27 protein-coding genes are annotated in these 23,347 nt (G+C 44.6%); 18 read left to right on the top strand and 9 right to left on the bottom strand.

Annotated features, from left to right (window positions below; genetic code table 11):
* The first annotated feature begins 4 nt into the window (after nucleotides 1-4).
* From BM021_RS10365 to hemB, 4 genes are all read left to right on the top strand, one after another.
* Nucleotides 5-997 carry a biotin--[acetyl-CoA-carboxylase] ligase gene (locus tag BM021_RS10365; RefSeq protein ID WP_090720963.1) on the top strand — a complete coding sequence of 331 codons (993 nt, stop codon included), beginning with the start codon at nucleotides 5-7 and terminating at the stop codon, nucleotides 995-997.
* 9 nt (nucleotides 998-1,006) lie between these two features.
* Nucleotides 1,007-1,744, top strand: a complete 738-nt coding sequence (locus tag BM021_RS10370; protein ID WP_090720964.1) for a type III pantothenate kinase — start codon at nucleotides 1,007-1,009, stop codon at nucleotides 1,742-1,744.
* A gap of 33 nt (nucleotides 1,745-1,777) precedes the next feature.
* Nucleotides 1,778-2,380, top strand: a complete 603-nt coding sequence (yihA, locus tag BM021_RS10375) for a ribosome biogenesis GTP-binding protein YihA/YsxC (protein ID WP_090720965.1) — start codon at nucleotides 1,778-1,780, stop codon at nucleotides 2,378-2,380.
* 214 nt (nucleotides 2,381-2,594) lie between these two features.
* A complete protein-coding gene (gene hemB / locus BM021_RS10380) occupies nucleotides 2,595-3,596 on the top strand; it encodes a porphobilinogen synthase (RefSeq protein WP_090720966.1) in 1,002 nt (333 codons plus the stop codon).
* Nucleotides 3,597-3,598: 2 nt separating this feature from the next.
* Here hemB and BM021_RS10385 read toward each other — a convergent pair whose 3' ends face one another.
* On the bottom strand, nucleotides 3,599-5,923 hold the full coding sequence (locus tag BM021_RS10385; RefSeq protein WP_090720967.1) for a penicillin-binding protein 1A: 2,325 nt from the start codon (nucleotides 5,921-5,923) through the stop codon (nucleotides 3,599-3,601).
* Nucleotides 5,924-6,117: 194 nt separating this feature from the next.
* Between BM021_RS10385 and BM021_RS10390 the strand changes: the two genes are divergently transcribed.
* From BM021_RS10390 to pilQ, 5 genes are read left to right on the top strand one after another with little or no spacing between them, the layout of a single operon-like run.
* Nucleotides 6,118-7,221, top strand: a complete 1,104-nt coding sequence (locus BM021_RS10390) for a pilus assembly protein PilM (protein ID WP_090720968.1) — start codon at nucleotides 6,118-6,120, stop codon at nucleotides 7,219-7,221.
* A complete protein-coding gene (locus BM021_RS10395; RefSeq protein ID WP_090720969.1) occupies nucleotides 7,218-7,766 on the top strand; it encodes a PilN domain-containing protein in 549 nt (182 codons plus the stop codon). The genes BM021_RS10390 and BM021_RS10395 overlap by 4 nt, the downstream gene beginning before the upstream one ends.
* A 54-nt stretch (nucleotides 7,767-7,820) precedes the next feature.
* Nucleotides 7,821-8,444 (top strand): type IV pilus inner membrane component PilO, encoded by a 624-nt coding sequence (locus BM021_RS10400; RefSeq protein WP_090720970.1) that lies wholly within the window; start codon nucleotides 7,821-7,823, stop codon nucleotides 8,442-8,444.
* 4 nt (nucleotides 8,445-8,448) lie between these two features.
* Nucleotides 8,449-8,964: a pilus assembly protein PilP gene (locus tag BM021_RS10405; RefSeq protein WP_090720971.1), complete on the top strand. Its 516-nt coding sequence runs from the start codon at nucleotides 8,449-8,451 to the stop codon at nucleotides 8,962-8,964.
* Nucleotides 8,965-8,986: 22 nt separating this feature from the next.
* Nucleotides 8,987-11,083, top strand: a complete 2,097-nt coding sequence (pilQ, locus tag BM021_RS10410; RefSeq protein ID WP_090720972.1) for a type IV pilus secretin PilQ — start codon at nucleotides 8,987-8,989, stop codon at nucleotides 11,081-11,083.
* Between the two features lie 4 nt (nucleotides 11,084-11,087).
* On the opposite strand, the gene BM021_RS10415 is transcribed toward pilQ, so the two are convergent.
* Together BM021_RS10415 and BM021_RS10420 are read right to left on the bottom strand one after the other, a co-directional pair.
* Nucleotides 11,088-11,552 (bottom strand): tRNA (cytidine(34)-2'-O)-methyltransferase, encoded by a 465-nt coding sequence (locus BM021_RS10415; RefSeq protein ID WP_090720973.1) that lies wholly within the window; start codon nucleotides 11,550-11,552, stop codon nucleotides 11,088-11,090.
* 31 nt (nucleotides 11,553-11,583) lie between these two features.
* Nucleotides 11,584-12,261, bottom strand: a complete 678-nt coding sequence (locus tag BM021_RS10420; RefSeq protein ID WP_090720974.1) for a ComF family protein — start codon at nucleotides 12,259-12,261, stop codon at nucleotides 11,584-11,586.
* Nucleotides 12,262-12,395: 134 nt separating this feature from the next.
* Here BM021_RS10420 and bioB point away from each other — a divergent pair, with 134 nt between their 5' ends.
* From bioB to BM021_RS10460, 8 genes are all read left to right on the top strand, one after another.
* Nucleotides 12,396-13,400 carry a biotin synthase BioB gene (gene bioB / locus BM021_RS10425; protein WP_090720975.1) on the top strand — a complete coding sequence of 335 codons (1,005 nt, stop codon included), beginning with the start codon at nucleotides 12,396-12,398 and terminating at the stop codon, nucleotides 13,398-13,400.
* Nucleotides 13,401-13,403: 3 nt separating this feature from the next.
* A complete protein-coding gene (bioF, locus tag BM021_RS10430) occupies nucleotides 13,404-14,570 on the top strand; it encodes an 8-amino-7-oxononanoate synthase (protein WP_090720976.1) in 1,167 nt (388 codons plus the stop codon).
* Nucleotides 14,567-15,337, top strand: a complete 771-nt coding sequence (gene bioH / locus BM021_RS10435; RefSeq protein ID WP_090720977.1) for a pimeloyl-ACP methyl ester esterase BioH — start codon at nucleotides 14,567-14,569, stop codon at nucleotides 15,335-15,337. The genes bioF and bioH overlap by 4 nt, the downstream gene beginning before the upstream one ends.
* The gene (gene bioC, locus BM021_RS10440; protein WP_090720978.1) at nucleotides 15,315-16,193 is read left to right on the top strand and encodes a malonyl-ACP O-methyltransferase BioC; all 879 of its coding nucleotides are present in this window, start codon (nucleotides 15,315-15,317) and stop codon (nucleotides 16,191-16,193) included. The genes bioH and bioC overlap by 23 nt, the downstream gene beginning before the upstream one ends.
* Before the next feature lie 11 nt (nucleotides 16,194-16,204).
* A complete protein-coding gene (gene bioD, locus BM021_RS10445; protein WP_090720979.1) occupies nucleotides 16,205-16,888 on the top strand; it encodes a dethiobiotin synthase in 684 nt (227 codons plus the stop codon).
* A 247-nt stretch (nucleotides 16,889-17,135) separates the two neighbouring features.
* Nucleotides 17,136-17,636 carry an MgtC/SapB family protein gene (locus BM021_RS10450; RefSeq protein ID WP_090720980.1) on the top strand — a complete coding sequence of 167 codons (501 nt, stop codon included), beginning with the start codon at nucleotides 17,136-17,138 and terminating at the stop codon, nucleotides 17,634-17,636.
* A gap of 53 nt (nucleotides 17,637-17,689) precedes the next feature.
* Complete coding sequence (locus BM021_RS10455) at nucleotides 17,690-18,508, top strand: potassium channel family protein (RefSeq protein ID WP_218147850.1); 819 nt, start codon at nucleotides 17,690-17,692, stop codon at nucleotides 18,506-18,508.
* Nucleotides 18,509-18,786: 278 nt separating this feature from the next.
* Nucleotides 18,787-19,344: a hypothetical protein gene (locus tag BM021_RS10460; RefSeq protein WP_256207874.1), complete on the top strand. Its 558-nt coding sequence runs from the start codon at nucleotides 18,787-18,789 to the stop codon at nucleotides 19,342-19,344.
* A 38-nt stretch (nucleotides 19,345-19,382) separates the two neighbouring features.
* Here BM021_RS10460 and BM021_RS15765 read toward each other — a convergent pair whose 3' ends face one another.
* The 4 genes from BM021_RS15765 to BM021_RS15780 are packed head-to-tail and all read right to left on the bottom strand — an operon-like array spanning nucleotide 19,383 to nucleotide 20,528.
* Nucleotides 19,383-19,619, bottom strand: coding sequence for a hypothetical protein (locus BM021_RS15765; protein WP_218147851.1), 237 nt, complete (start codon nucleotides 19,617-19,619; stop codon nucleotides 19,383-19,385).
* A 49-nt stretch (nucleotides 19,620-19,668) separates the two neighbouring features.
* Entirely contained in the window at nucleotides 19,669-20,076 is a 408-nt protein-coding gene (locus BM021_RS15770; protein ID WP_218147852.1) for a transposase, read from the bottom strand.
* The gene (locus BM021_RS15775; RefSeq protein WP_218147853.1) at nucleotides 19,983-20,288 is read right to left on the bottom strand and encodes an IS110 family transposase; all 306 of its coding nucleotides are present in this window, start codon (nucleotides 20,286-20,288) and stop codon (nucleotides 19,983-19,985) included. The genes BM021_RS15770 and BM021_RS15775 overlap by 94 nt, the downstream gene beginning before the upstream one ends.
* Nucleotides 20,289-20,324: 36 nt before the next feature.
* On the bottom strand, nucleotides 20,325-20,528 hold the full coding sequence (locus tag BM021_RS15780; protein WP_218147854.1) for a hypothetical protein: 204 nt from the start codon (nucleotides 20,526-20,528) through the stop codon (nucleotides 20,325-20,327).
* Nucleotides 20,529-21,449: 921 nt separating this feature from the next.
* Here BM021_RS15780 and BM021_RS10470 point away from each other — a divergent pair.
* Nucleotides 21,450-22,580, top strand: coding sequence for an ADP-ribosylglycohydrolase family protein (locus BM021_RS10470; RefSeq protein ID WP_090720983.1), 1,131 nt, complete (start codon nucleotides 21,450-21,452; stop codon nucleotides 22,578-22,580).
* Nucleotides 22,581-22,717: 137 nt separating this feature from the next.
* Here BM021_RS10470 and BM021_RS16150 read toward each other — a convergent pair whose 3' ends face one another.
* Both BM021_RS16150 and BM021_RS16625 read right to left on the bottom strand, forming a co-directional pair.
* The gene (locus BM021_RS16150; protein ID WP_256207876.1) at nucleotides 22,718-22,999 is read right to left on the bottom strand and encodes an SUMF1/EgtB/PvdO family nonheme iron enzyme; all 282 of its coding nucleotides are present in this window, start codon (nucleotides 22,997-22,999) and stop codon (nucleotides 22,718-22,720) included.
* Nucleotides 22,885-23,133, bottom strand: a complete 249-nt coding sequence (locus BM021_RS16625; protein ID WP_371116384.1) for a hypothetical protein — start codon at nucleotides 23,131-23,133, stop codon at nucleotides 22,885-22,887. The genes BM021_RS16150 and BM021_RS16625 overlap by 115 nt, the downstream gene beginning before the upstream one ends.
* Nucleotides 23,134-23,347 lie beyond the last annotated feature (214 nt).

Genomic DNA, 23,347 nt, shown 5'->3' on the forward strand with positions numbered 1-23,347 from the left:
TAATATGAATCAACTTATATTTTCTATTCTTCGCTTATTAAGCGACGGAAAATTCTATTCCGATGTATCAATAGCGGAACAACTCCAGTGCTCACATGCAGAAGTTTTGAATGCGATAAAACAAATCGATAATTATGGAGTTAATTTAACTAAGCATTGTGAACGCAATTATCGTTGGGAAACCCCTATCCAATGGTTAAATTCTGATTCTATCCTTAGCAGTACCTGCATCAATTCAAATTTTTTTAACATAAAGATTTTTGATTTAATTGATTCTACAAATAATTTCCTTCTTAACAATTTAGAGAATAGACAAATAGGTCGTTGTGATTGTATTCCTGTCGTTGCTGCCGAATTACAGACAAATGGACGTGGCAGAATTGGTCGTAACTGGTATAGTGGATTGGGCGATAGTCTTACGTTCTCATTGGGATGGCGCTTTGAACAAAGTATATCTTCATTGTCGGGCCTCAGTTTGACTGTTGGTATTGCGATAATTCGTGTTCTTAACTCTTTTTCTATCCAAAATGTCAGCCTTAAATGGCCTAACGATATTTTGTTTGATCATTACAAATTAGCTGGTGTTTTAATTGAACTTCGGAGAGAAATACGGGATGTATCATACGCTGTAATCGGTATTGGTATTAACTTTAATCTTTCTGAAAAAGTTAAATCAGCTATTACACAACAAGTTACTGATTTATTTGCTATCACTGGTAAATATATAGATCGAAACTTATTATTCGGTGCATTACTATCAGAATTACGAAGCATTTTGATGAGCTTTGAAAAATATGGTTTTGCACATTTTAAAAAAGAATGGATAAGCTATCATGGATATGAAGGTAAAAATATTTATCTAACTCTGCCTAATAATCTTGTAATTGAAGGCATTATTGATGGGATTAATAATGATGGAGCGCTCTCTTTGAAAACAAGCACTGGCAGAAATTTTTATAATGTGGGAGATGTTTCCATCCGCACAAAGCAGCCATAAGTATATAGTATGCCTTATATATTAGCGATTGATTCCGGAAACTCATATGTTAAATGGGGTCTATATGCTAATCATCAATGGCTCAAAAAAGGTAAAGTTTGTTATACTGGCGTATCTTCATTAGAAAAGGAATTTGCTGATTTACCAGAACCATCAGTAATTGTTGTTTCGCATGTTGCTCGTGTATACACGCGAGATCAACTCGATATACTCCTTTCCGTTTGGCCGGTTAAACCTCACTGGATAGTTGCCCAGGCATTTCAATGTAGTGTCTTTAATAATTATTTAAATCCTACTCAATTAGGTAGCGATCGATGGGCTGCTTTAATTGCTGCTTGGAAGATTCAGGGCCACGCTTGTTTAGTTATTAATGTCGGTACTGCCCTGACTATCGATGCTCTCTCTGATTCTGGAGAATTCTTAGGCGGTATCATCGTGCCTGGAATTCACCTGATAAGAAACAGCTTATTGTCAGGCACACAATTAATAACTACTGATACGGGAAATTATAAAGAATTTCCTCAGAATACTGACGATGGAGTTCGAAGTGGTGTAATCCAATGTTTAATAGGTGCAATTGAGCGAATGTACAACTTGCTTTCTTTACAATTAAGTCACCCTGTTGAGAAATGTGTTATGAGTGGTGGGGGAGTATCTGAATTAATACCTTTTATTAAATTTCCGATCACAATTATTGATAATTTGGTACTGGAAGGATTAGTTGTCATTGCTGATGATCTTCAATGAGACACTTAATCCCAAAGAATTAAAAGAATACTCATGCTTCACTTCCAAAGTGCTACCTTTTATACATCAATCAATGACGCGCAAGATTTGCCACCGTGCTCGGGTATTGAGGAGGTCGCATTTGCCGGCAGATCAAATGCTGGTAAATCGAGTGTCATTAATACGCTTACTCATCGAAATCGTTTGGCTTTCGTCAGTAAAACACCAGGACGTACTCAACAAATTAATTTCTTTAAATTGGATACCGGACAGTTTCTTGTTGATTTACCGGGATATGGATACGCTAAAGTTCCTTATTCCATTCATCAGCATTGGGAAAAATTGTTGAGTAGTTATTTGCAAACGCGCAAGTCACTCAAGGGGTTAATATTGATAATGGATATTCGTCATCCACTTAAATCTTCAGATATTCAAATGCTTGAGTGGTTTGCACCATCAGGAAGAGCAATTCATATTTTATTAACTAAAGCTGATAAGTTGAGTAAACAGCAGGCGAATATTACCTTGAAAGAAGTCAGCCTATATTTGAAGAGAAGTGCTTGCTCACAATGTAGTGTTCAACTATTTTCAAGTTTATCGGCTATAGGTGTTGAAGAGGCAAGATTTGTCATTAATAAATGGTTTACAAATAATTAATGGCTTACAGATAATTAAGGGTATAATAAGCTTTATTTTAGATAAAATTAAAAGACCCCCGGTTAAAAGGGGAGTAAAACCGGGGGAACCGCCTTAATATCACTTAAGGCCCTGTCTCAGGGAGGGAAGACAGGGGACACGATCAAGACTGTCCATTTATAAGAGGACATAACTATTTAATAAGTTCCCAAGTTAAATTTTATTTAAATTTTTTATGCTTTTTCATAGTCAATTTCCTCAAAGAAGAATGCGTCGCATGCGTCGTGATGAGTTTTCCCGTCGTCTTGTGCAAGAAAACCATCTTCGAACAGATGATTTAATTTACCCAGTTTTTGTTTTAGATGGAAAAAAACGCATTGAAAATGTCACCTCCATGCCAGGTGTAGTAAGGCAGAGTATTGATCACTTAATGATTGAAGCTGAAAGATGTTTACAGCTAGGTATTCCTGCACTTGCTGTTTTTCCGGTTATCGATGCTGAATTTAAGAATCTGACAGCGAATGAGGCCTATAACCCAGATGGATTAGTGCCCAGGATAGTTAGGCAATTAAAGCAGAATTTTCCCGAATTGGGCGTAATCACGGATGTTGCACTGGATCCATATACAAGCCATGGCCAGGATGGTTTAATTGATCAGTCTGGCTATGTAATGAACGATGAAACGGTGCGTGTCCTTTGTCAGCAAGCATTAGCACATGCTCAAGCAGGTGCTGATATTGTAGCACCATCCGATATGATGGATGGGCGCATTGCGGCAATCAGGCATGCTTTGGATAGCCAACAATTCATTCATACGCGCATTTTGGCTTATTCAGCAAAATATGCTTCAAATTTTTATGGGCCATTTCGAGATGCAGTTGGATCAGCGGCAAATCTTGGTACAAGTAATAAACATACTTATCAAATGGATCCCGCAAATTCGGATGAAGCACTGTGGGAGGTTGGGCTGGATCTGAGCGAGGGCGCTGACATGGTTATGATTAAACCTGGGATGCCTTATTTGGATATCGTACGCCGCGTGAAAGACCAATATGGTGCTCCAACATTTGTATATCAAGTCAGTGGTGAATATGCCATGCTCAAAGCTTCTTCGCTAAATGGATGGTTAAATGAAGAATCCTGTGTATTGGAATCATTACTTGCATTCAAGCGCGCTGGCGCAGACGGGATTTTAACTTACTATGCTGTTGAAGCAGCAAATTGGTTAAATAAGTAATATTAGAACAATTGATCCCTTAGATCTGTTGTGGCTTTGGGTGTATGCTCAACAGATAGTGTGTCGTCTGAGAGTGGAGGGAGTTGCTCGCTAAAGAAATATTCGGCCATATCTCCACTCGAATCTCTAAATCCTGTTGCTGAGTTGATTTTAGTTGCAAGAATTCCTTTAGGAAGTTTGTGTTCCGCCATAGAAATATTTTTCAGGACCGGTTCCATGTAATCCATCCAAATAGGTAATGCAACACGTCCTCCAGTTTCGTTGTTTCCTAATGACTTGGGTTCATCATATCCTGTCCAGGCAATAGTCACCAGATTCTTTTGAAAACCACAAAACCATGCATCAACAAAATTACTCGTGGTTCCGGTTTTGCCTGCTAAATCTTTACGCTTCAATTGCTTAGCTTTAATGGCTGTGCCATGATTGATCACATCTTGCATCATGCTTGTCATGATAAATGCATTCCGCGGATCAATCACGCGCTTGGCGCCATTTGAAACTGTCACAGGCTGGAATCGTTCGAGTATATTGCCTTTCTCATCTTCAATGCTTTTTATAAAATAAGGAGCAATGCGGTAACCACCATTTGCAAAAACTGCATACCCGGCAGCCATTTGTATTGGCGTAACTGAGCCAGAGCCTAATGCCATTGGTAAATAGGGAGGGTGACGGTTTGCATCAAAACCAAATCGGGTAATGTAATCTTGAGCATATTGTATGCCGATAGCCTGGAGTATTCGAATAGACACAAGATTTTTAGATTTAGTTAGCGCAGTTCGCATGCGCATAGGACCTTCAAACTTTCCATCAAAATTCTTTGGTTCCCATAATTGACTACCCGTTTGAGTTGCACTGAAGGAAAGTGGCGCATCATTGATGATTGTAGCCGGAGTAAAGCCTTTTTCCAAAGCCGCGGAATAAATGAAGGGTTTAAAGCTGGATCCCGGTTGTCGCCATGCCTGTGTGACATGGTTGAATTGATTTTTATGAAAATCAAATCCGCCTATTAATGCATGGATGGCGCCATCATTTGGGTTAAGAGAAACAAGTGCTGCTTCTATTTCTGGAAGCTGAACGATGTGCCAAATATTTTTTTTATCTTTCTGTATACGAATGAGTGCACCTGGGACAATGTATTTTTTTCCAGCCTCTTTTTTATCAGTTAAAAATTTCTGTGCGAATTTGAGTCCCTCACTTGTGATTTCAATGACTTCTCCACCTTTACGATAAGCCTGTACTTTATTGGGTTTAGCAGTTAATACGATGGCCGGATAAATGTCATCGCTATCATTAACTTCATCCAGTGCATCATCGAGTATTTTTTCCTGGTTGACACCATATTTCAGTAAATCGAAATAAACTTCCGGTCCCCGATAACCTCGACGCCTGTCATACTCAAGAATGTTTTTTCTTAACGCCTGATAAGCGGCTGTCTGATCCAACTGGCGAATAGTTGTATAGACTCTGATACCTTTGCTATAAGCTTCTTCCTGGTAACGATCATATATGACTTGACGAACCATCTCAGCAACATAGTCAGCAGGCATTGCGAAAACTGTTGATTGTCTTTTAACAGGAACAGGCTGTTTTTCTAGCTCACTCAATTCCTCATCTGAGATATGATTAAGTTTATGCAATCGACCTAATACATAAAGTTGCCGACTTTTAGCACGTTTAGGGCTACTGATAGGATTATAGCTGGAAGGTGCTTTGGGCAATCCAGCTAACATGGCAGCTTCAGCCATGTTAATTTCTTGCAGTGATTTGCCAAAATATATTTGAGCAGCTGCTGCAAAACCATAGCTACGTTGACCGAGATAAATTTGGTTGATGTAAAGTTCTAGAATTTTATCTTTACTAAGGTTATGCTCAATTTTGAACGCTAATAATGCTTCACTGAGTTTTCTAGTAAATGTTTTTTCTCTGGTCAGGAAAAAATTTCTTGCTACTTGCATGGTTATGGTACTAGCGCCTTGGCGCACACTGCCTGCTGAGAAATTTGAATAAGCGGCACGCAATACTCCTAAATAATCCACACCGCTATGTTCATAAAAACGATCATCTTCTGCAGCAAGAATTGCTTGTTTAAGATGTTCAGGCACTTCGGAAATTTCTACAACATTTCGACGCTCTGCGCCAAATTCTCCTATTAAGAGCCCTTCATCACTATATATCCGTAGAGGTATTTTGGGACGGTAGTCAGTGAGTGTATCCAGTGAAGGTAAATTGGAATATATAACCAGCGCGGCAAACCCGGCTAATAATATACCAATCAAGCCCAATGCGGACATTGAAACAAAAAAATAATACAACCAGCGAACTAACATGAATATGGAGATAATGCGAACAGTTATAGAGGGAATATATACCGTTTTTCTTTGGATTGGATTTTCTTACTTCTGTCAGAATCTAGTGAGTTATTTAATCTCTTCTGAAATTTAGCAAATAACAAGTAGTTTACATACATTTAGCTTTAATTGGTAATTTTAATTTGCGAGCATCGCTTCAATCTAATAAGTCAATGTTCAAAGAGAATTTTGATATCAACTTAGACTTTTTTAAAAACAAATCACCTCCACTCATTGGAGTAGACATCAGTTCTTCAGCTGTGAAAATGGTTGAATTATCTATACTTGATAAGGGAAATCAACTCTATCGTATTGAACGATATACAATTGAACCTATGCCGGCAAATGCTATGTCGGAAGGTGGAATTGTTCATTTGGAAGCGGTGAGTGAGTGTCTGCAACGGGGATGGAAACGCATGGGGACGCGTCAAAAAAACGCGGCACTTGCGCTACCGGTGACAGATGTGATTACCAAAAAGATTATTGTGCCTGCAGGTCAGCATGAAGATGATCTGGTCTTTCAAGTTGAAAATGAAGCCAGTCAATACATCCCCTTTTCCCTTGATGAGGTTGATCTTGATTTTCAGATAGTTAAGCCAGTGTCAGGAAATCCGGAGCAAGTTGAAGTCCTTATTGTGGCATCACGTAAAGAGAAAGTGGAAGATCGTGTAGCTATTGCTTTGTCAGCTGGTCTTAAAGCGCTTGTTATGGACGTTGAGTCTTATGCAGCACAAGCAGCGTTTGAATTAACACTAGGTCAATTACCAGAAAGTGGTAAGGATCAGGTGATTGCACTGATTGATATCGGGGCAACAGTAATGAAAATTAATGTGTTCTGTAATGGGGAATCCATATATACACGAGATCAGCCATTTGGAGGTAATCAATTAACTCAAGAGATTGGTAATCAATTTAATCTCTCGCTTGAAGAAGCAGAAGCTGCGAAACGAAGTGGAAATTTACCCGATAACTATAAAACAGATGTTTTGCAGCCATTCTGCGAGACATTGGCTGTTGAAGTCATGCGAGCGATTCAATTTTTCTACACTTCAACTCAATATACTGAAATTAATTATATTTTTATTGCGGGTGGGTGTGCAGTTATTCCCGGACTCAATGAGACTATCGCGTCACGCGTGCAAGTGAATACATCCATTGTTAATCCTTTTTCAAATATGGAATTGTCGAGCCGTATTATTTCGAGACAACTTAAATTGGATGCGCCCTCGCTTTTGATTGCTTGCGGTTTGGCTTTGCGTAGCTTTGATCCATTATGATACGGATTAACTTACTGCCACATCGTGAACTAAAACGCAAAGCGCGGCAGCGGCAAATTGCTTTTTTGGCGGGTTTGGTTAGCTTTCTAGCTATTACTGCTGTCTGGGGTTTCTATACCATGCTTGCCGGAGAAATAGCATATCAGGCTGGTCGCAATCAGTACTTGAATGAGCAGATTGCTATCTTGGACAAAGAAATTGCTGAAATTAGAGAAATAAAAACGCGCACTCAAGAATTATTGGCACGCAAACAAGTTGTTGAAACATTGCAGCATAGTCGGTCTGAGGTCGTCTACTTACTGGATCAGCTAGTGAGATTACTTCCGGATGGTGTGTATTTTCAGAGTATCAAGCAGATGGATCATGATATCAGTCTCGTTGGATATGCACAGTCCAACGCCTGGGTTTCTATGTTGATGCGTAATCTTGAATCTTCACCGCAGTTTGAATCACCATTGTTGATAGAAATTAAAGCTATTACTGCAAACAACACACGTCAGAACGAATTTAACATGAAGGTAAAGCTAAAGCCGCATATCCAGTGATGAATTACAGAATTTACCCCAATCTGGTCAGATAAATCACCTAAGACAATTGCGATGAATCTACTTATCGAATTGCGTCAGCTTGATATCAATAATGCAGGAAACTGGCCGGTTGCATTTAAAGTAAGCGCACTGATTATTTTATTTATTGCCATCATCATTGCAGGCTATTTCCTGGTTTGGGAAGAGCAAATTGAAGCGCTTAAGAATGCACAAGCTCAGGAAGAAACACTAAGAACTACTTACCTAGCTAAGAAAAAGAGTGCCGTGAATTTATCTGCTTTGCGGCAGCGGATGAAAGATGTCAAACAATCATTAAATACATTATTCAAACAATTACCGGATAAATCAGAAATGGAGGCGCTCTTGGTTGATATTAATCAAGCAGGTTTAGGCCGCGGACTTCAGTTTGAATTATTTAAACCAGCAGCTAATGAAATCAACAATGCATTTTATGCGGAACTCCCTATTTCAGTACGTGTAGTGGGCAGTTACCACGATATTGGCGCATTTGCTAGTGATATCGCCCAGTTACCGCGCATTGTGACACTGAATAACATCAGCATAACACTTGGAAATGATGGGAAATTAGTATTGGATGCTATTGCAAAAACATTCCGTTATTTGGATGAAGAAGAAGTAGCAAAGGCTGGGGGAAGACAGACTGGGGGAAAATAAAACTATGCTACGACCTTTTTTTCTATACATTTCCCTTGTTATTTGCTGGATGATGACCGCTTGTAGCCAGAATGGCTATAGTGATTTGGAAGTGTTTGTTAATGATGCTGGAAAAGATTTGCATGGACAGATTGACCCAATGCCAGAGATTAAGCCATACAAACCTTTCATTTATCAGGCCTTTGATCTCCCCACCCCATTCTTGCCGCGCAAAAGTGAGCAGGTACAACATACGATAAATGGCGTCCAGCCGGACTTAAATCGACACAAGGAAGTACTCGAGTCCTATCCTTTGGAGAGCTTATTGCTGGTTGGCTCGCTACAGGGAGAAGGATTGATTTTTGCCTTGATTAAATCCCCGGATGGGACCCTGCATCGGGTTAAAAAGGGCAATTATTTGGGTCAGAACTTTGGAAAAATTGAGCATATTTCTGAAGCAGAAGTTAGGCTGGTAGAGATTGTACAAGGTGGCATGAATGAATGGACTGAACGCACGAGTGTGCTCATGCTGAAAAATTAAAATGAACCGGCAACTATCGACAATGAAAATAAGTATCCGAAGCTTGGGAATAACAACACTATTGATCCTCGCGGTTACTACGGTTTTTGCCGAACAGATTCAGCCTACAGAATTAGCTCAAAATAGTATTCGATCAATTGATATTTCTAATACCCAAAATGGAGAAGTAGTTATCAAATTAACTCTAGATCATCCGCTGCAAACTTTCCCAACGGGTACCTCATTAAGTAATCCCTTTCGTATCTATTTTGATTTTTACCATGTTGCGAATGGCTTAGGCAAAAGTATCCAAGAGGCAGCAGAAGGAGATTTACGCAGTATCAATATCGTACAGGTTGGGGACCGGACTCGTGTGGTATTAAATCTGTCAAGATTAATGAAACAAGATATTCGGGCTGTAGAGAATGCGCTTTTTATCAGGCTTATTGCTGTGGCAGAAAATCAGGCAGTTAATACAGGGGTTCGATTTGCTGAGGATACTCCCAATAAGCAGAAAAATAGCCTGCGCGATATTGATTTTCGACGTGGAGCAAATGGCGAAGGCCGGATTATTGTAGATATGATGAAAGCCGGTGCTGCAGTTGACGTACAACAACAAGGCGATGATATTTTTGTCGAGTTTGTAGATACCTTTCTTCCTAGTAGTCTGAGAAGGCGATTGAACGTCGTCGATTTTGCTACCCCTGTTCATACTATTGAGACATCCAGCAAAGGTGATAATGTCCACATGATTGTGAAATCCAGTGGTCGGTGGGAGCATTCTGCCCGGCAATCTGATACACAATTTATTTTGGAGGTGCGCGCATTATCTGATGATGAAGAAGAATTGGCAAAAAGAAAGAGAATCAACGGTGGTTATACCGGTGAGAGATTGTCTCTTAATTTTCAAGACGTTGAAGTTCGGGCGATATTGCAAGTCATTGCTGATTTTACCAATCTTAATATCATCACGAGTGATTCGGTAAGCGGGAATATTACTTTACGTTTAAAAGATGTCCCCTGGGATCAGGCTCTGGATATTGTACTGCAGGTACAGGGTCTGGACAAACGTAAAACGGGTAACGTCATTTTTGTGGCACCGCGCAAAGAAATGGCAGACAGAGAATTATTAAATCTGGAAGCCCAACTGCAGATCGCTGAAATGGAGCCATTGCGTTCTGAAATTTTTCATTTAAATCATCGCAGAGTTAATTCTTTATCGTTTGAAGGGATGCTCAGTAAGCGTGGTACGGTTAATCTGGATGAGATCAGTAATACCTTAACTGTTACTGATATTCCCGCGAAATTAAATGAAATTAGAAAGCGTGTCCAGAAATTAGATGTTTTTGAAAGACAAGTCATGATTGAAGCGCGGATTGTTGAAGCCACAGATTTATTCAGCCGGAATTTAGGGGCACGCTTTGGTATCCAGAACGCAACGAATTTGGGTAGTCACAATCTGGGGATTTCGGGTAATTTGACTGATTCAAGTGCACTTGCTGCTGGTGGTTCAGCGGGTGGTGGTGGCAACTTGAATGTGAATCTGCCAGCTGCAGCAGCCACAGGATTACTAGGCGGGCCTGCTGCTCTGGGTCTGAGTTTGATAAAAATTAATAATGGCCGATTAATCAATCTTGAACTATCGGCATTAGAAACAGATCAGAAAGGAAGGGTGATCGCCAGTCCACGTGTAGTGACTGCGCATGGGGTAGAAGCCGTTATTGAGCAAGGTGACCGCGTCCCCTATCAACAAGCCACGAGTAGTGGTGCCACCAGTATCCGTTTTATGGATGCAACGCTAAGATTAAAAGTTAAGCCACTGATTACTTATAATGGTCAGATTGATATGGAATTAAATGTTAATCAGGATAGAATTGGTACAGCTATCAATCAATTCTTGCCGCCATCGATTAATACCAAGCAAGTGACTACCAAGGTTCTGGTGGAAAATGGTGGAACTGTAGTGATTGGCGGTATTTTTGATCGAACTGAGAATGAGGTTGTTAATAAGGTGCCGATGCTGGGCGATATACCGGTGCTTGGTCACGTGTTCCGTAACTCGGCTAAAGTAGACAATAAGCGCGAATTATTGATTTTTGTGACCCCACGTATTTTGAGCGAGAATCTTAATCTACAGTAATGGCTTATTGTCCCGACAGAAATCCGGCTTGGCGCCATGCTTCATAGGCAATAATCGCTACGGCATTGGATAAATTCAGGCTGCGGCTGGTTGCAACCATCGGTATTCGAATGCGGTAAAGTTCCGGAAAGGCTCCCAGCATTTGAGCGGGTAGGCCACAACTTTCTGCACCAAACAAAAAAGCATCACCTGCGGTATACATTACCTTGTCATAACGTTGTTTTCCCTTGGTGGTGATTGCAAATATGCGATGACCTTGCAGGTCTTGACAGCAATCCGCCCAATTCTCATGCACTTTTATCCGGGCAAATTCATGATAATCCAAACCGGCACGCAACAACTGCTTGTCTTTGAGTGGAAAACCTAATGGCTTAACAAGATGTAACTGCATGCCGGTATTGGCACACAGGCGAATAATATTACCTGTATTGGGTGGAATCTCGGGTTGATACAAAATGATATTAAGCATGTTTATTAAGTAATTTCATGTTATGAGAAACCTATTGCATTACCTCCGGAAGCGTTCTGGCAATAACCCAGTTGCTGATTTCAGCAGCACCTTGCTTACGTAGCACCTTAGCCAATTCATTCAATGTAGCCCCCGTTGTCATTACATCATCGACCAGCGCAACATGCTTTCCCGATAAATCTATTTTACAATCAAAGGCCTTGCGAATATTTTTCTGTCGATCTTTCCAAGGTAATCCGGTTTGTGGTGGCGTATGTTTGATGCGCTTACAACTATCAGGTAGCAAAGCAATGCCCATTTGTTTCGAAATATAACGGCTGATTTCCATTGCCTGATTAAAGCCGCGTTCGCGCAATCGAATCGGATGCAGCGGCATTGGTATGATGACATCCGGCAATAGGGATGTGGTCTTTAATCGCGTTATGAGTAGATTAGCAAGAATCGGTGCGATGGCTAGATGAGTTCGATATTTCAATGAATGAATCATCGCATCAATGGGAAAAGTATAGCGAAATGCTGCAATGGTGTGAGTGAATGCAGGTGGTTTTGTCAGGCAGGCTCCGCATATTTCCGCTGTTGGCACGGGCCACAGGCAAATGGGGCAATGATTAGCCGGTAGTCGAGGTAAATGGATGTAACAAGGCTCGCATAAATCCTGGGTTGCGGATACGCCGCACAATATACAATTTTTCTGGGTCAGAAACAGCATGATGTGTAATCAGGTGCTTAAGAATGAGTGATAGAAAAATTGACAATGTTCATTGAATCCTTGATCATCCGAAATGATCGGCAACAGCGTAATCGATGTTCCATTAAATAAAATAGAATAACAGGTAAATTGGCATGAATCTGGATTCACTCACCACCAGCAAAGTACAAAATCACCCAAGCAGTATAACCGGAAAATCAGAGGATTCAGTCTATTGGAGTGTGGCTGAAGTTCAAGCATTGCTAGATGCGCCATTTAACGATCTGATTTACCGTGCGCAGTGCGTGCATCGACAATATCACGATGCTAACGGCGTGCAGCTATCTACCCTAATTTCAGTAAAAACTGGAGGCTGCCCGGAAGATTGCGGTTATTGCCCGCAAGCAGCACGCTACCATACGGGTATTGATAATCAGGACATGCTGTCGCTGGATGAAGTGGTATCTGCAGCGGCTGCGGCAAAAGCCAAAGGTGCATCGCGGTTTTGCATGGGAGCCGCCTGGCGTGGTCCCAAGCAGCGGGACATCGAAAAAATGACTGAAATGGTACGTGCAGTCAAGTCACTGGGAATGGAAACCTGCGCTACATTGGGTTTGTTAAAACCAGGACAGGCCCAGCAATTGGGTGAGGCTGGTCTGGATTATTACAACCACAATCTCGATACGGCACCGGAATTTTATGAAGAAATTATCACCACGCGGCAGTACCAGGATCGCCTTAACACATTGCAGGAAGTTCGCGATGCCGGAATTAATGTGTGTTGTGGCGGTATTGTAGGGATGGGTGAAACCCGTCAGTCGCGCGCCGGACTGATCGCGCAATTGGCCAATTTGAATCCCTATCCGGAATCGGTGCCGATCAACCACCTGGTGCAGGTCAAAGGTACACCGTTGTATGGCACTGCGGCGTTGGATCCGCTGGAGTTTATACGTACTATTGCAGCCGCACGGATTACCATGCCGAAAGCCATGGTGCGGTTATCCGCAGGCCGGCAGGAAATGTCAGAAGCCGTGCAAGCGCTGTGTTTTCTGGCGGGTGCTAATTCTATTTTTTATGGCGATAAATTGTTGACTACAGCCAATCCGGAAACGGATCGTGATCGCGCCTTATTAGATAAATTAGGACTCCACTCGTTGTAATTGATGTTTGCAGGCCTGGCTGAGCAATTGCATGCCCGCGAACAAGAAGGGTTGCGGCGTTTCCGGCAGGTATTGGAAAGTCCTCAGGCATCCCATATCACTCTTGACGGTCGTGATTATCTCGCATTTAGCAGTAATGACTACCTGGGGCTGGCCAATCATGCTGACTTAATTAAATCTGCCTCTGAGGGCGCACAGCAATATGGTGTGGGTGCAGGGGCATCGCATCTGACTCATGGTCATTCTTCCGCACATCATATTTTGGAAGAAGCCTTGGCGCAGTTTGCCGGTTTTCCGAAAGCCTTGCTGTTTTCGACGGGTTATATGGCAAACATCGGTGTGGTCACAGCCTTGGCTGGGCGCGAAGATGCCATTTTTGCCGATAAACTGAATCATGCATCACTGAACGATGCAGCCATCCTATCGCGGGCGAAATTCATTCGCTACTCGCATCTTGATCTTGCGGTTTTAGAACAACGCCTGGCGACAACCCATGCTCGTCGCAAGCTAGTAATTACCGATGCAGTGTTCAGCATGGAAGGAGATGTTGCGCCGATCTCTCAGCTTGTCGCGCTGTGCGAAAAATATCATGCGCTGCTGCTGCTCGATGATGCGCATGGTTTTGGCGTGCTGGGCGAACAAGGTCGAGGCAGTTTATTTCTGACAGGCAGGAGTGATGTGCATTCGCTCAATATCGTGTACATGGCAACGCTGGGCAAAGCAGCTGGGGTATTTGGCGCATTTGCCGCCGCGCAAGAAGTTGTAATCGAAACCTTGATTCAGTCTGCGCGCAGTTATATTTATACAACTGCCACGCCGCCCTTGTTGTCTCACATCTTATTGACCAGCCTGAAGCTGATCGAACAGGATGAATGGCGGCGTGAAGCTTTAGCGCGAAATATTGTGCAGCTGAAAGAAGGCTTGCAGTCGTTACCATGGAAATTATTACCTTCCAGCACACCGATCCAGCCATTACTGATCGGTGATAATGTTGAAGCGATGCGTATCAGCCATGGCCTGCGCGAACGCGGCATTCTGGTACCAGCGATTCGCCCGCCGACGGTACCGCAGGGTGCAGCGCGTTTGCGCATTTCGCTGTCTGCCGCGCATCAGCCGCAAGATATCCAGTGCTTGGCACAGGCACTGAATGAATTAACATTACATTTATGACGCACCTGCATATTGAATCGATCGGTCAAGGCCCGGATCTCGTGTTATTGCATGGCTGGGCGATGCACAGCGGGATTTGGGATGGTATTCGTGATCAGCTGAGTCAGCAGTTTCGCCTGCATTTGGTAGATTTGCCGGGGCACGGGCTAAGTCCTGCTTGTAAGGCAGGTGACTTAGATCATCTGGTCGAGATCCTCACAGAAATAATACCTGAGCGGTGTACGGTCGGTGGCTGGTCGCTCGGCGGGCAGATTGCCATCGAATTGGCGCTGCGTGAGCCCAAGCATGTGCAGAAACTGATTCTGATTTCTACTACCCCTTGTTTTGCCAAACGCGACGATTGGGAATGGGGCATGGAGCACAAATTGCTGCAGCTGTTCCTGGAGAATCTGAAACAAAATTATGCAACTACGATCAACCGTTTTTTAACGCTGCAAATGAGCGGTGATCGGCATGGAACAATGATTCTGTCACAATTACGCAAGCGTTTTTTTCAACGAGCTGAACCCGATCCCGATGCCTTGCAGACAGGATTGCGGATTTTGCAGAATAATGACTTGCGCGCCAGACTGGAAGTTGTTGAACAGCCTGTTTTGCTGTTGCACGGGGAAAATGATGTGATTACTCATCCCGCGGCTGCCAGTTGGATGCATGCACGATTACCGCAATCGCAACTGGTAATATTTCCGCATTGTGGTCACGCGCCATTTTTGTCCTATCCCGATCAATTTATAGCTTGTCTCAATGAATTCCGAACATACGCTTGATAAAAAAAAATTGCGCAAGGCGTTCGAACGCGCCGCCAGCAGTTACGACCAAGCGGCAGTGCTGCAACGCGAAATCAGCAACCGCATGCTGTCGCGCCTGGAATACATTAAATATTCGCCAGATGTCATTCTTGATGCTGGTAGCGGCACTGGTTATGGTACTCAACAACTGGCCAAACGGTATCCCGCCAGTCAACTGATTGCAGTCGATATTGCTTGGGCAATGCTATCGCACGCGCGGCCGAATACCACCTGGTGGCAGCGCTTATTGCCCGTGCAGCAGCATATCTATTATGTATGTGCCGATATTGAACAAATGCCAATCAAGAGTAACAGTGTGGGGATGGTGTGGTCGAATCTCGCGCTGCAATGGTGCAATGACCTCGATTGCACATTTGCCGAGATGCACCGTATTTTGCGCACAGATGGTCTGCTGATGTTCAGTACTTTCGGGCCAGATACTCTGAAGGAATTGCGTCAATCTTTTGCACAGGTGGATACTTACAGTCACGTCAACCGTTTTATCGATATGCATGATATCGGTGATCTCTTGGTGCATAATGGTTTTACCACACCTGTGATGGATATGGAATACATTACCCTGACTTACGCGGACGTCATTAGTGTAATGCGTGATTTAAAAGCCATTGGTGCACATAACACATTACTTGGTAGGCAACAGGGGCTGATGGGGAAAAACAAGTGGCACAAAGCGATTAGCGCATATGAAAAACTGCGCCGCGACGGCAAATTGTCAGCTACCTTTGAAGTTGTTTATGGCCATGCCTGGAAACCGTTGGATCGACGCTCGGTGTTGACACCGGAAACGCGCAGGCAACTGGGATTGGTTCCTTAATTGATAGCCAGATGAGCGCAGGCTTTTTCGTTACCGGAACCGATACCGGTATTGGCAAAACTACTATAAGTTGCGCATTGCTGTATGCTTTCGCAGCGCAAGATAAAAAAGTTGTTGGTATGAAACCGATTGCGGCGGGCAGTGAAAATGGCCAGTGGATCGACGTAGAACGATTGCTCGCTGCAAGCAACGTAAGCGTTTCACGCCAGCTTATGAATTCTTACGCATTCGATTCCCCCATTTCACCGCATATCGCCGCGCAGCAGGCGGGCACGGAAATTAGCATGGCGGTTATTCATCAGGCTTATCAGGAGCTCAGCACGAAAGCCGATATCGTTATCGTCGAAGGTGCCGGTGGCTTCCTGGTGCCGATTAATCAATGGCAGAGCGGTGCGGATTTGGCGCAAACACTGAATTTACCTGTGATACTGGTAGTCGGTATGCGACTGGGTTGCCTGAATCATGCACTGCTAACGGCTCAAGCCATACAAGCCGCCGGGCTCGTATTGGCAGGCTGGGTGGCCAACTGTATGGATCCGCAAATGCTGGCTTTGATAGAAAATATTAAGACATTGAAACAGCAATTGAAATGCCCTTTAATCGGTATCTTGCCATTTACTCGTGAAATGGATATACAGCAAAGTGCCCAACTATTGGATATTAAGAAACTGGTAATCGATCATCAGTCTATGTGATGTAATAGATGAGAAATTCGTCTTGAGAAAATTGCTCATGCCAAGTCTCAAGCGGTGTGCTTAAGCCTGATTTTTTCTCAAACTTACTGGAAAGTCGAGATTTATTCTCTACTGATTTATTCTAAATTGACTTTTTACCAAACATAAGGAGATATGATGCATTATCGGATTGGATTTCTATTTGAAGTAAAATATGCTTTCATTTTAGAGGCCTAGTTCTAGATGAACTGAATGCTTAGAGGTTATCGTGGATGCCTTTTTAGAAGAACTAACTACTGGATTACCGGACGAGGCCCAGATGACGCGTATCATTATCCGGCTCACTGCGGCTGCGCTGTTGGGTGCAGTGGTAGGAATCCAGCGGGAACGCATGGGCAAATCAGCAGGCGTACGAACACATATGCTGGTTGCGTTGGGGACGGCTCTCTTCGTAATTACTTCCTTAGAATCCGGGATGACGCCAAGTGATTTGTCGCGCGTTATTCAGGGAATTGCCGCTGGCATCGGTTTTATTGGAGCCGGTGCCATTCTCAAGCTGACTCAGGAACGTGAGATTACAGGGCTAACGACGGCGGCTGGTATCTGGATGACTGCGGCTGTTGGCGTGGCTGTCGGGTTGGGACGCTGGGGTTCGGCGGCGTTGGGTGTCATTCTGACATGGATTATTCTTTCGATTGTCGGTCAACTTACCCATCGGATGGAGAAAAGGCAAGAAACAAAGTCCGAAGATCAGAATAAGTCAGAGTAAGTAATTGTGGCAGAACCTAAAATGATTTTTAAAAAGGATATTTGATGGGCGACATGGGTACTCCGCAGAATCCAGACTTGAATAGCACTGAGGCGGATGCAGTGGAACGGGAGCGATTCGAGGCTCTGCAGCAGTTGGAGAATTGGCTGGAAACCCCGATGCTGGTCCTTGCTTTCGTATGGTTAGCGTTGCTGATTGTAGAGTTAACCTGGGGTGAAAGTGTTTGGTTCAATATTTTCGGCGCGATAATCTGGGGTATCTTTCTGCTGGATTTTGTCGCGGAACTGGCCTTGGCCCCGCGCAAGCTTACTTATCTCAAGCGAAACTGGTTGACTGCTATTTCGCTTCTTATCCCTGCGCTCCGGATTTTTCGCATTTTCCGAGTAGTTCGGCTACTTCGGATGGCTCGCGCGGGACGAGGCCTGCAGTTGCTTCGTGTCGTTAGTTCACTGAATCGCGGTATGCACGCACTGAGTGCAAGTCTGAGCCGCCGCGGTTTTGGTTATGTGGTTACTCTCACAGTGTTAGTCACGCTTGCTGGTGCTGCCGGAATGTATGCCTTCGAGAAAGAGGTGGTCGGCGGGCTGAAAGGTTATGGCGAAGCGCTCTGGTGGACCGCAATGATCATGACGACAATGGGTTCTCAGTATTGGCCACAAACAGCCGAGGGGCGTGTGCTTTGTCTCTTTCTGGCGTTGTATGCCTTCGCTGTATTCGGTTATGTAACAGCGATGCTTGCGACTTACTTTATTGGCCGTGATGCCGAGAATGACGCCGCCGAATTGGCGGGGGCTAAACAATTGGCTGAGCTCCAAAATGAGGTGAACGCCTTGCGCGAGGAAATTCGCGCCCTATCGGGACGACTGAAGTAAAGGCTGAGTTTAGCCTTACTTCAAAATAATGAATAAGTTAATCATATTCCTAGCTCGACAAATTCATTCATTCAGATAATCAAGATGCTGCCGTTCATCAATGAAATCATTCCATCCCCAGTCATCCATGCGTTTGACAGCCAATAGGTCTTTCAGTAGATTTCTGCTTTCTTAAAAAGCATACTTTTTTTGTACGGATGTGTTACTTAAATCTAACCAACAATCAATTGAATTCGAAAGGATATTGGAATCAACCGCTTGAAAGGTTGTGTCCGCCCTTGGCCCGCGATCTTGCGCTTTTTGATCAAAACGGCTATGACCTCACTGACCTGGAACAGTGCTATGCCGAAGCTAATTTAACGCCTGTCCATGCGCATCGGGAATATCGCCATGCGCTAAAGGCTTCCTGGTTCACACAACCAGATAAGGTGGAAGGCGCAGTGCTTAACCATAGTTTACTATTTGAGCGTAAAGGATATAGCGGGGAAGCGCTGGAGCAGCTGAAAAGCTGGGCTCAAATAAATCCATTGATCTATAAAATCATCAGGATACGTCCGAAATGGGGCCTGGATTTCAGCATGGACTATGTGGATCGTACCGGAAATGTATTTGAAGTGCTGCATTGGGAATACGACGGTTTTGACTTTTGTGAAGTCGAGGCGCGCAAACAGCAGCTAGAGCTTAAATTTACAACCACGGATTGGGACGATGCGGCAGCCAGTATCCTGAAATTAAAAGACAAATGGCATCACTTGGACTTTTTTGCACAAAGCGACTGGAAATGTAATTACTTTGGCATCGTTAAAGAACGCTTCAAGATGGTGATTTGGGATTAGGTGCGGGTTTAGTGACTCACGACGGAGAAGGGTTGTGTCTAATGATGAGATGGAATGGCGAATTTGTTCATGGCGAAATAATTAATAACAGGTAAACCCCCGGCTCTGCCGGTGATTCTCAAAGGTTTGACCGTTACGGCAGTCATCGTAACATTCTCGTCCCAACCATGAGACGAGATACCGTCTTGAATTGCAAGTGTTGAATGATTAAAGTTTGCATCAAATGGTTGTCCTGATTCAATAACGCCGTAAATTAAATGTGCCAGCTTACGCATAACTGCTCCTACAACGGCCTTGGGAGCTAGGCCAGTAGTACTTAATCTATCACCAAACGTTTTCTAGTATTGGATTATGATGCCTGGCTACCAAGCCAGGCATATACAGCGCGCGACGTAGCTCGTTATGTCCAGTACGACTCATCATCGTTCTGCCTTTGATGGCACTACCTGATACGCGTTGCCGGGGTGTTACCCCAATGAAAACTGCCAATGCTTTGGCATTGGTAAAACGTCGCACATCTCCCGCATAAGCCAACACCTTTGCACCGGTGATATCACCGGTGCCAGGAATGCTGCGAAGCAGCTCGGTGTCACGCTTGAGATCAGGGTGCCGGTCGATGTGGTCATTGATTCTGTGTTCTAGCTCTTTAATCTGTTTGTTAAGCCAGTCCAGATGGATTGAACATCTTGCACTAAGTGTGTTTGTCCACTTGCCAGATGAGCTTCCATGCAATTACTTTCCTGCTGATGCATTTCCTTGAGTGCTTGCAAGCGATCGATCCAACCGCGTAATTCACGCCATGCAACGGGCGGTGGTGTCCAAAAACCGGGATGCATAGCTGCGCAAAATCGAGCCAGTAATGTGGCATCGGCTCGATCCGTTTTATTGCGCGCAAGCTCGCCTTGGGCAAAGCCTTTGATGCGGGCTGGATTCACCACACTCACGCGCCAGCCCCTCTGCCACAAGGTGCCAAGGTTTCGCTATAAGGACCAGTGGCCTCCATGCATAGATGCGTCTGCCGCGGGTATTGCACCACGCTCTCTAAGCCAATCCGTAAAGGCCTTGTAGCCTGATGGCGTGTTGTCAAACACTTTGGTTTTGATTTTGTTGGTGATAAGTAATGCTATATCGAATTTTCGCTTGGCCACATCAATACCAACCACACAGGCTATTTCATTCATCATTCGTATCTTCCTCGTATGCAGGTTTTATCTGTCTAACACTCAACCCAAGTTACCGTTCGGTTTAATTGAACGAGAAATGAACCGCAGCACCTACCTGACCCAGGCTCATACACCTAAAGTCTAGTCGGTGTCTTGCGGTTCTGCCTGTTCAACACTACTATTGCAGTGCTTTCCATCGGCAGTGTCAATATACGAGTCTATTCTGGATAAACGAGAAAAAATTAAGCTTCGAACATTAGCAACGCGACGGCAAATACATTACGATAACTTATCAATAAACTCAAACCTGATGAGCTAAGGCATCTCTTAATCTATCAACCCATTAGTCCAAATTACTTTGACGACATACAGTAGCACCCCCGGACACAGCCTAAGATTATATCGCCTTGATAATGACGCCGATTTGAAATCAGTCATTGAGGAATACCTGAGAAAAATCAATAATGCACCAATCTGATTATTTTTTGCAACAGAGCCTTATTTACTCTCAAACTGTCAGATTGAAGTATACTTCAGATTGACAAAGTGTCTGCCAGATCAAATCTTTCTGAAAATAAGTATTCTCAGTGAGTAATATTTTCATGCTATGATTTTGATGATCCACTTGGAGTTCTACTTGACCAGAATCCCGGCTAGACCATTTGGGTAGAGACTGACTGAGAGTAGACGAGCTGGGCAAATTTCTCTGGATTGGACGTGGTACCCCTTATAGTACTTTTTCTTCCAATTGAGGTTCAAACACTATCCATTGCTGGAGCCGTCTTATGCGGGAGCGGACCGCATCGCGGCGGTGCTGGTCACAGTGACCAGAAGCAGTTGACGAAAACTATCGGCTGGGATAGAGTCAACGCTCATGGGTGATTCGCGTCCTGGCGCTCGGAAAATCATTTAGATGACGCTAACCAACAGGAGGTTCAGAATATGTCCGGCTCCTTTATTCAAAGCTCTGACCCCGAGGATCGCGCTGCCGGCGCCATCATGGGCGCCTTTGTTGGGGATGCGTTAGGCCTCGGTCCCCACTGGTATTACGACTTGGCGGTGCTCCGCCGTGACTACAGCGACTGGATCACGACCTATGTCGACCCCAAGCCCGGCCGCTACCATAGCGATCTCAAAGCGGGCCAACTCTCACAGGGGGGCATCATTCTACGCCTGATGCTGCGCTCACTCGTCGAGCGCGGCGGCTATGATGAAGCGGATTTCTGCCGGCGCATTGACGAGGAAATATTCCCGTTGCTCAACGGTATGCCCGTCAACGGGCCGGGAGGATACACTCAGCAGTCGATTCGCGACGCTTGGCGCAAACGCGTCCAGCAGAACCTGCCTTGGGGGGTACAAACAACGGGAGGGCCAGCCGACACCACCGAAGCGATAGGGAGAACGCTCGCCTTGGCAGTCCGCTATGCCTTTCAGCCGCTGGAAATGGCGGCCGCCATCTCCAGCAATACACGTCTCACCCAGAACGATGAGACCGTTGTTGCCCTTACTGTCGCATACGGGGCGGTGCTGGGACTTCTGGTGCAGGGAGACAAGCTCGACGGTAGTCTTTCCAGCAAGCTCCTGCGGCTGGCAAGAGCGAGGAAACTGCCCTTCCATACGATGGCGCATACCGACTTGCATCCGCCGCAGAAAGACCGTCCGCTGGAAAGCGGATATTTTGTCTCGCCAGATGCACTGCTCACCCCTTCGTATGTCGCGGGTGCCGCTGCGGATCCCGATGTCCGCATAGAGCCCGCGTGGAAAGTCTCCATCGTTTATGGCATGACCTGCGCCATTTATCACCAGCTTCCCGCCGCCTATCATCTTGCCGCCCGTTTTCCGAACGATTTCGAATTGGCTGTGCTCCACGCTGTGAATGGCGGCGGTGAAAATCAGGCACGCGCTGTCTTGACCGGGGCGCTCGTCGGGGCTCAGACCGGGCTATCTGGTATACCCAGGCGCTTCCTGGATGGCCTCGCTGAAACCGGCATGCTCCAGCGCCTTGCGATGGATGTGGCCTCGAAAGTAGGTGCTTCACTTGCCGCCGATGGAGTAAAAAATCCGGAATATTGACCGAATTTGGATTTAAAAACCAGCAACAATCATGCTTAATCGAAGCCTGCTATTCGACTACTAGAGCCGTAGCAACATATCGACGATGCCAACGGCCATACCTGGCTCATCGTGAACTCACCCGGCTGAATGAGAACCTAGGACTCAATCTCTACATCACGCGCCAGTCGGATGCCGGAAAACTGCCAGCATGTCTTGGCTGGCAGAAAATTGCGAAAGCTTGAGCGTATATGTGTCACCGGAGTAGCGCATGACCCTTCTCGCAACACATACTGGTTCACCATGGAACGGTTATTATATTCTCCTACCACTTCATCCCTGACGAGGGACATAGGTTCACTCGGGTTGGATTTGGCGGGGTTGTAGCCCGCATAAGGCGAATAGCTTGATTGCGTCCATTCCCAAGTATCGCCATAGATTTGAAGGAGCTCTTCTTTATCGTTAATAGGAATGGACTTTTTGGACGGGCATGGGTGAAACGATTATTCTCTGCAAGACACCCGTGGACGTCTTGTCGCGATGCTGCATTTTCCCATTCCGCTTCCCTCGGCAAGCGCGCGCCGGACCATCTTGCGAATGGATAGTGTCAATAATTCTGTGTCTGAGGGCTTGGGTATATCTACCATCGTGTATTCGTCCCATGCTTTCTCCTTCCGTAGCTGTTCATATATTATTCCAATTACAGATAGAAACAGTAATAATATAAGCCTTTACCTTTGGTAGAGGTCATCATGGCACGGAAGGCAAGTGGAACGGAGCAACTTGAG

It is taken from the genome of Nitrosomonas sp. Nm166 (genome assembly GCF_900112825.1).
Classification (GTDB): Bacteria; Pseudomonadota; Gammaproteobacteria; order Burkholderiales; family Nitrosomonadaceae; genus Nitrosomonas.

What these genes read in the sequence shown, in the direction of transcription:
- bioF (WP_090720976.1), top strand. Translation starts at nt 13,404, where the DNA reads ATGTTTGCAGGCCTGGCTGAGCAATTGCATGCCCGCGAACAAGAAGGG.
- BM021_RS10385 (WP_090720967.1), bottom strand. Translation starts at nt 5,923, where the DNA reads ATGTTAGTTCGCTGGTTGTATTATTTTTTTGTTTCAATGTCCGCATTG.
- BM021_RS10420 (WP_090720974.1), bottom strand. Translation starts at nt 12,261, where the DNA reads ATGCTGTTTCTGACCCAGAAAAATTGTATATTGTGCGGCGTATCCGCA.
- BM021_RS10395 (WP_090720969.1), top strand. Translation starts at nt 7,218, where the DNA reads ATGATACGGATTAACTTACTGCCACATCGTGAACTAAAACGCAAAGCG.
- bioH (WP_090720977.1), top strand. Translation starts at nt 14,567, where the DNA reads ATGACGCACCTGCATATTGAATCGATCGGTCAAGGCCCGGATCTCGTG.
- yihA (WP_090720965.1), top strand. Translation starts at nt 1,778, where the DNA reads ATGCTTCACTTCCAAAGTGCTACCTTTTATACATCAATCAATGACGCG.
- BM021_RS10365 (WP_090720963.1), top strand. Translation starts at nt 5, where the DNA reads ATGAATCAACTTATATTTTCTATTCTTCGCTTATTAAGCGACGGAAAA.
- bioD (WP_090720979.1), top strand. Translation starts at nt 16,205, where the DNA reads ATGAGCGCAGGCTTTTTCGTTACCGGAACCGATACCGGTATTGGCAAA.
- BM021_RS10455 (WP_218147850.1), top strand. Translation starts at nt 17,690, where the DNA reads ATGGGTACTCCGCAGAATCCAGACTTGAATAGCACTGAGGCGGATGCA.
- BM021_RS10405 (WP_090720971.1), top strand. Translation starts at nt 8,449, where the DNA reads ATGCTACGACCTTTTTTTCTATACATTTCCCTTGTTATTTGCTGGATG.
- BM021_RS10400 (WP_090720970.1), top strand. Translation starts at nt 7,821, where the DNA reads ATGAATCTACTTATCGAATTGCGTCAGCTTGATATCAATAATGCAGGA.
- BM021_RS15765 (WP_218147851.1), bottom strand. Translation starts at nt 19,619, where the DNA reads ATGCGTAAGCTGGCACATTTAATTTACGGCGTTATTGAATCAGGACAA.
- BM021_RS10370 (WP_090720964.1), top strand. Translation starts at nt 1,007, where the DNA reads ATGCCTTATATATTAGCGATTGATTCCGGAAACTCATATGTTAAATGG.
- hemB (WP_090720966.1), top strand. Translation starts at nt 2,595, where the DNA reads ATGCTTTTTCATAGTCAATTTCCTCAAAGAAGAATGCGTCGCATGCGT.
- bioB (WP_090720975.1), top strand. Translation starts at nt 12,396, where the DNA reads ATGAATCTGGATTCACTCACCACCAGCAAAGTACAAAATCACCCAAGC.
- pilQ (WP_090720972.1), top strand. Translation starts at nt 8,987, where the DNA reads ATGAAAATAAGTATCCGAAGCTTGGGAATAACAACACTATTGATCCTC.
- BM021_RS10470 (WP_090720983.1), top strand. Translation starts at nt 21,450, where the DNA reads ATGTCCGGCTCCTTTATTCAAAGCTCTGACCCCGAGGATCGCGCTGCC.
- BM021_RS10415 (WP_090720973.1), bottom strand. Translation starts at nt 11,552, where the DNA reads ATGCTTAATATCATTTTGTATCAACCCGAGATTCCACCCAATACAGGT.
- BM021_RS15780 (WP_218147854.1), bottom strand. Translation starts at nt 20,528, where the DNA reads ATGATGAATGAAATAGCCTGTGTGGTTGGTATTGATGTGGCCAAGCGA.
- BM021_RS10390 (WP_090720968.1), top strand. Translation starts at nt 6,118, where the DNA reads ATGTTCAAAGAGAATTTTGATATCAACTTAGACTTTTTTAAAAACAAA.
- bioC (WP_090720978.1), top strand. Translation starts at nt 15,315, where the DNA reads ATGAATTCCGAACATACGCTTGATAAAAAAAAATTGCGCAAGGCGTTC.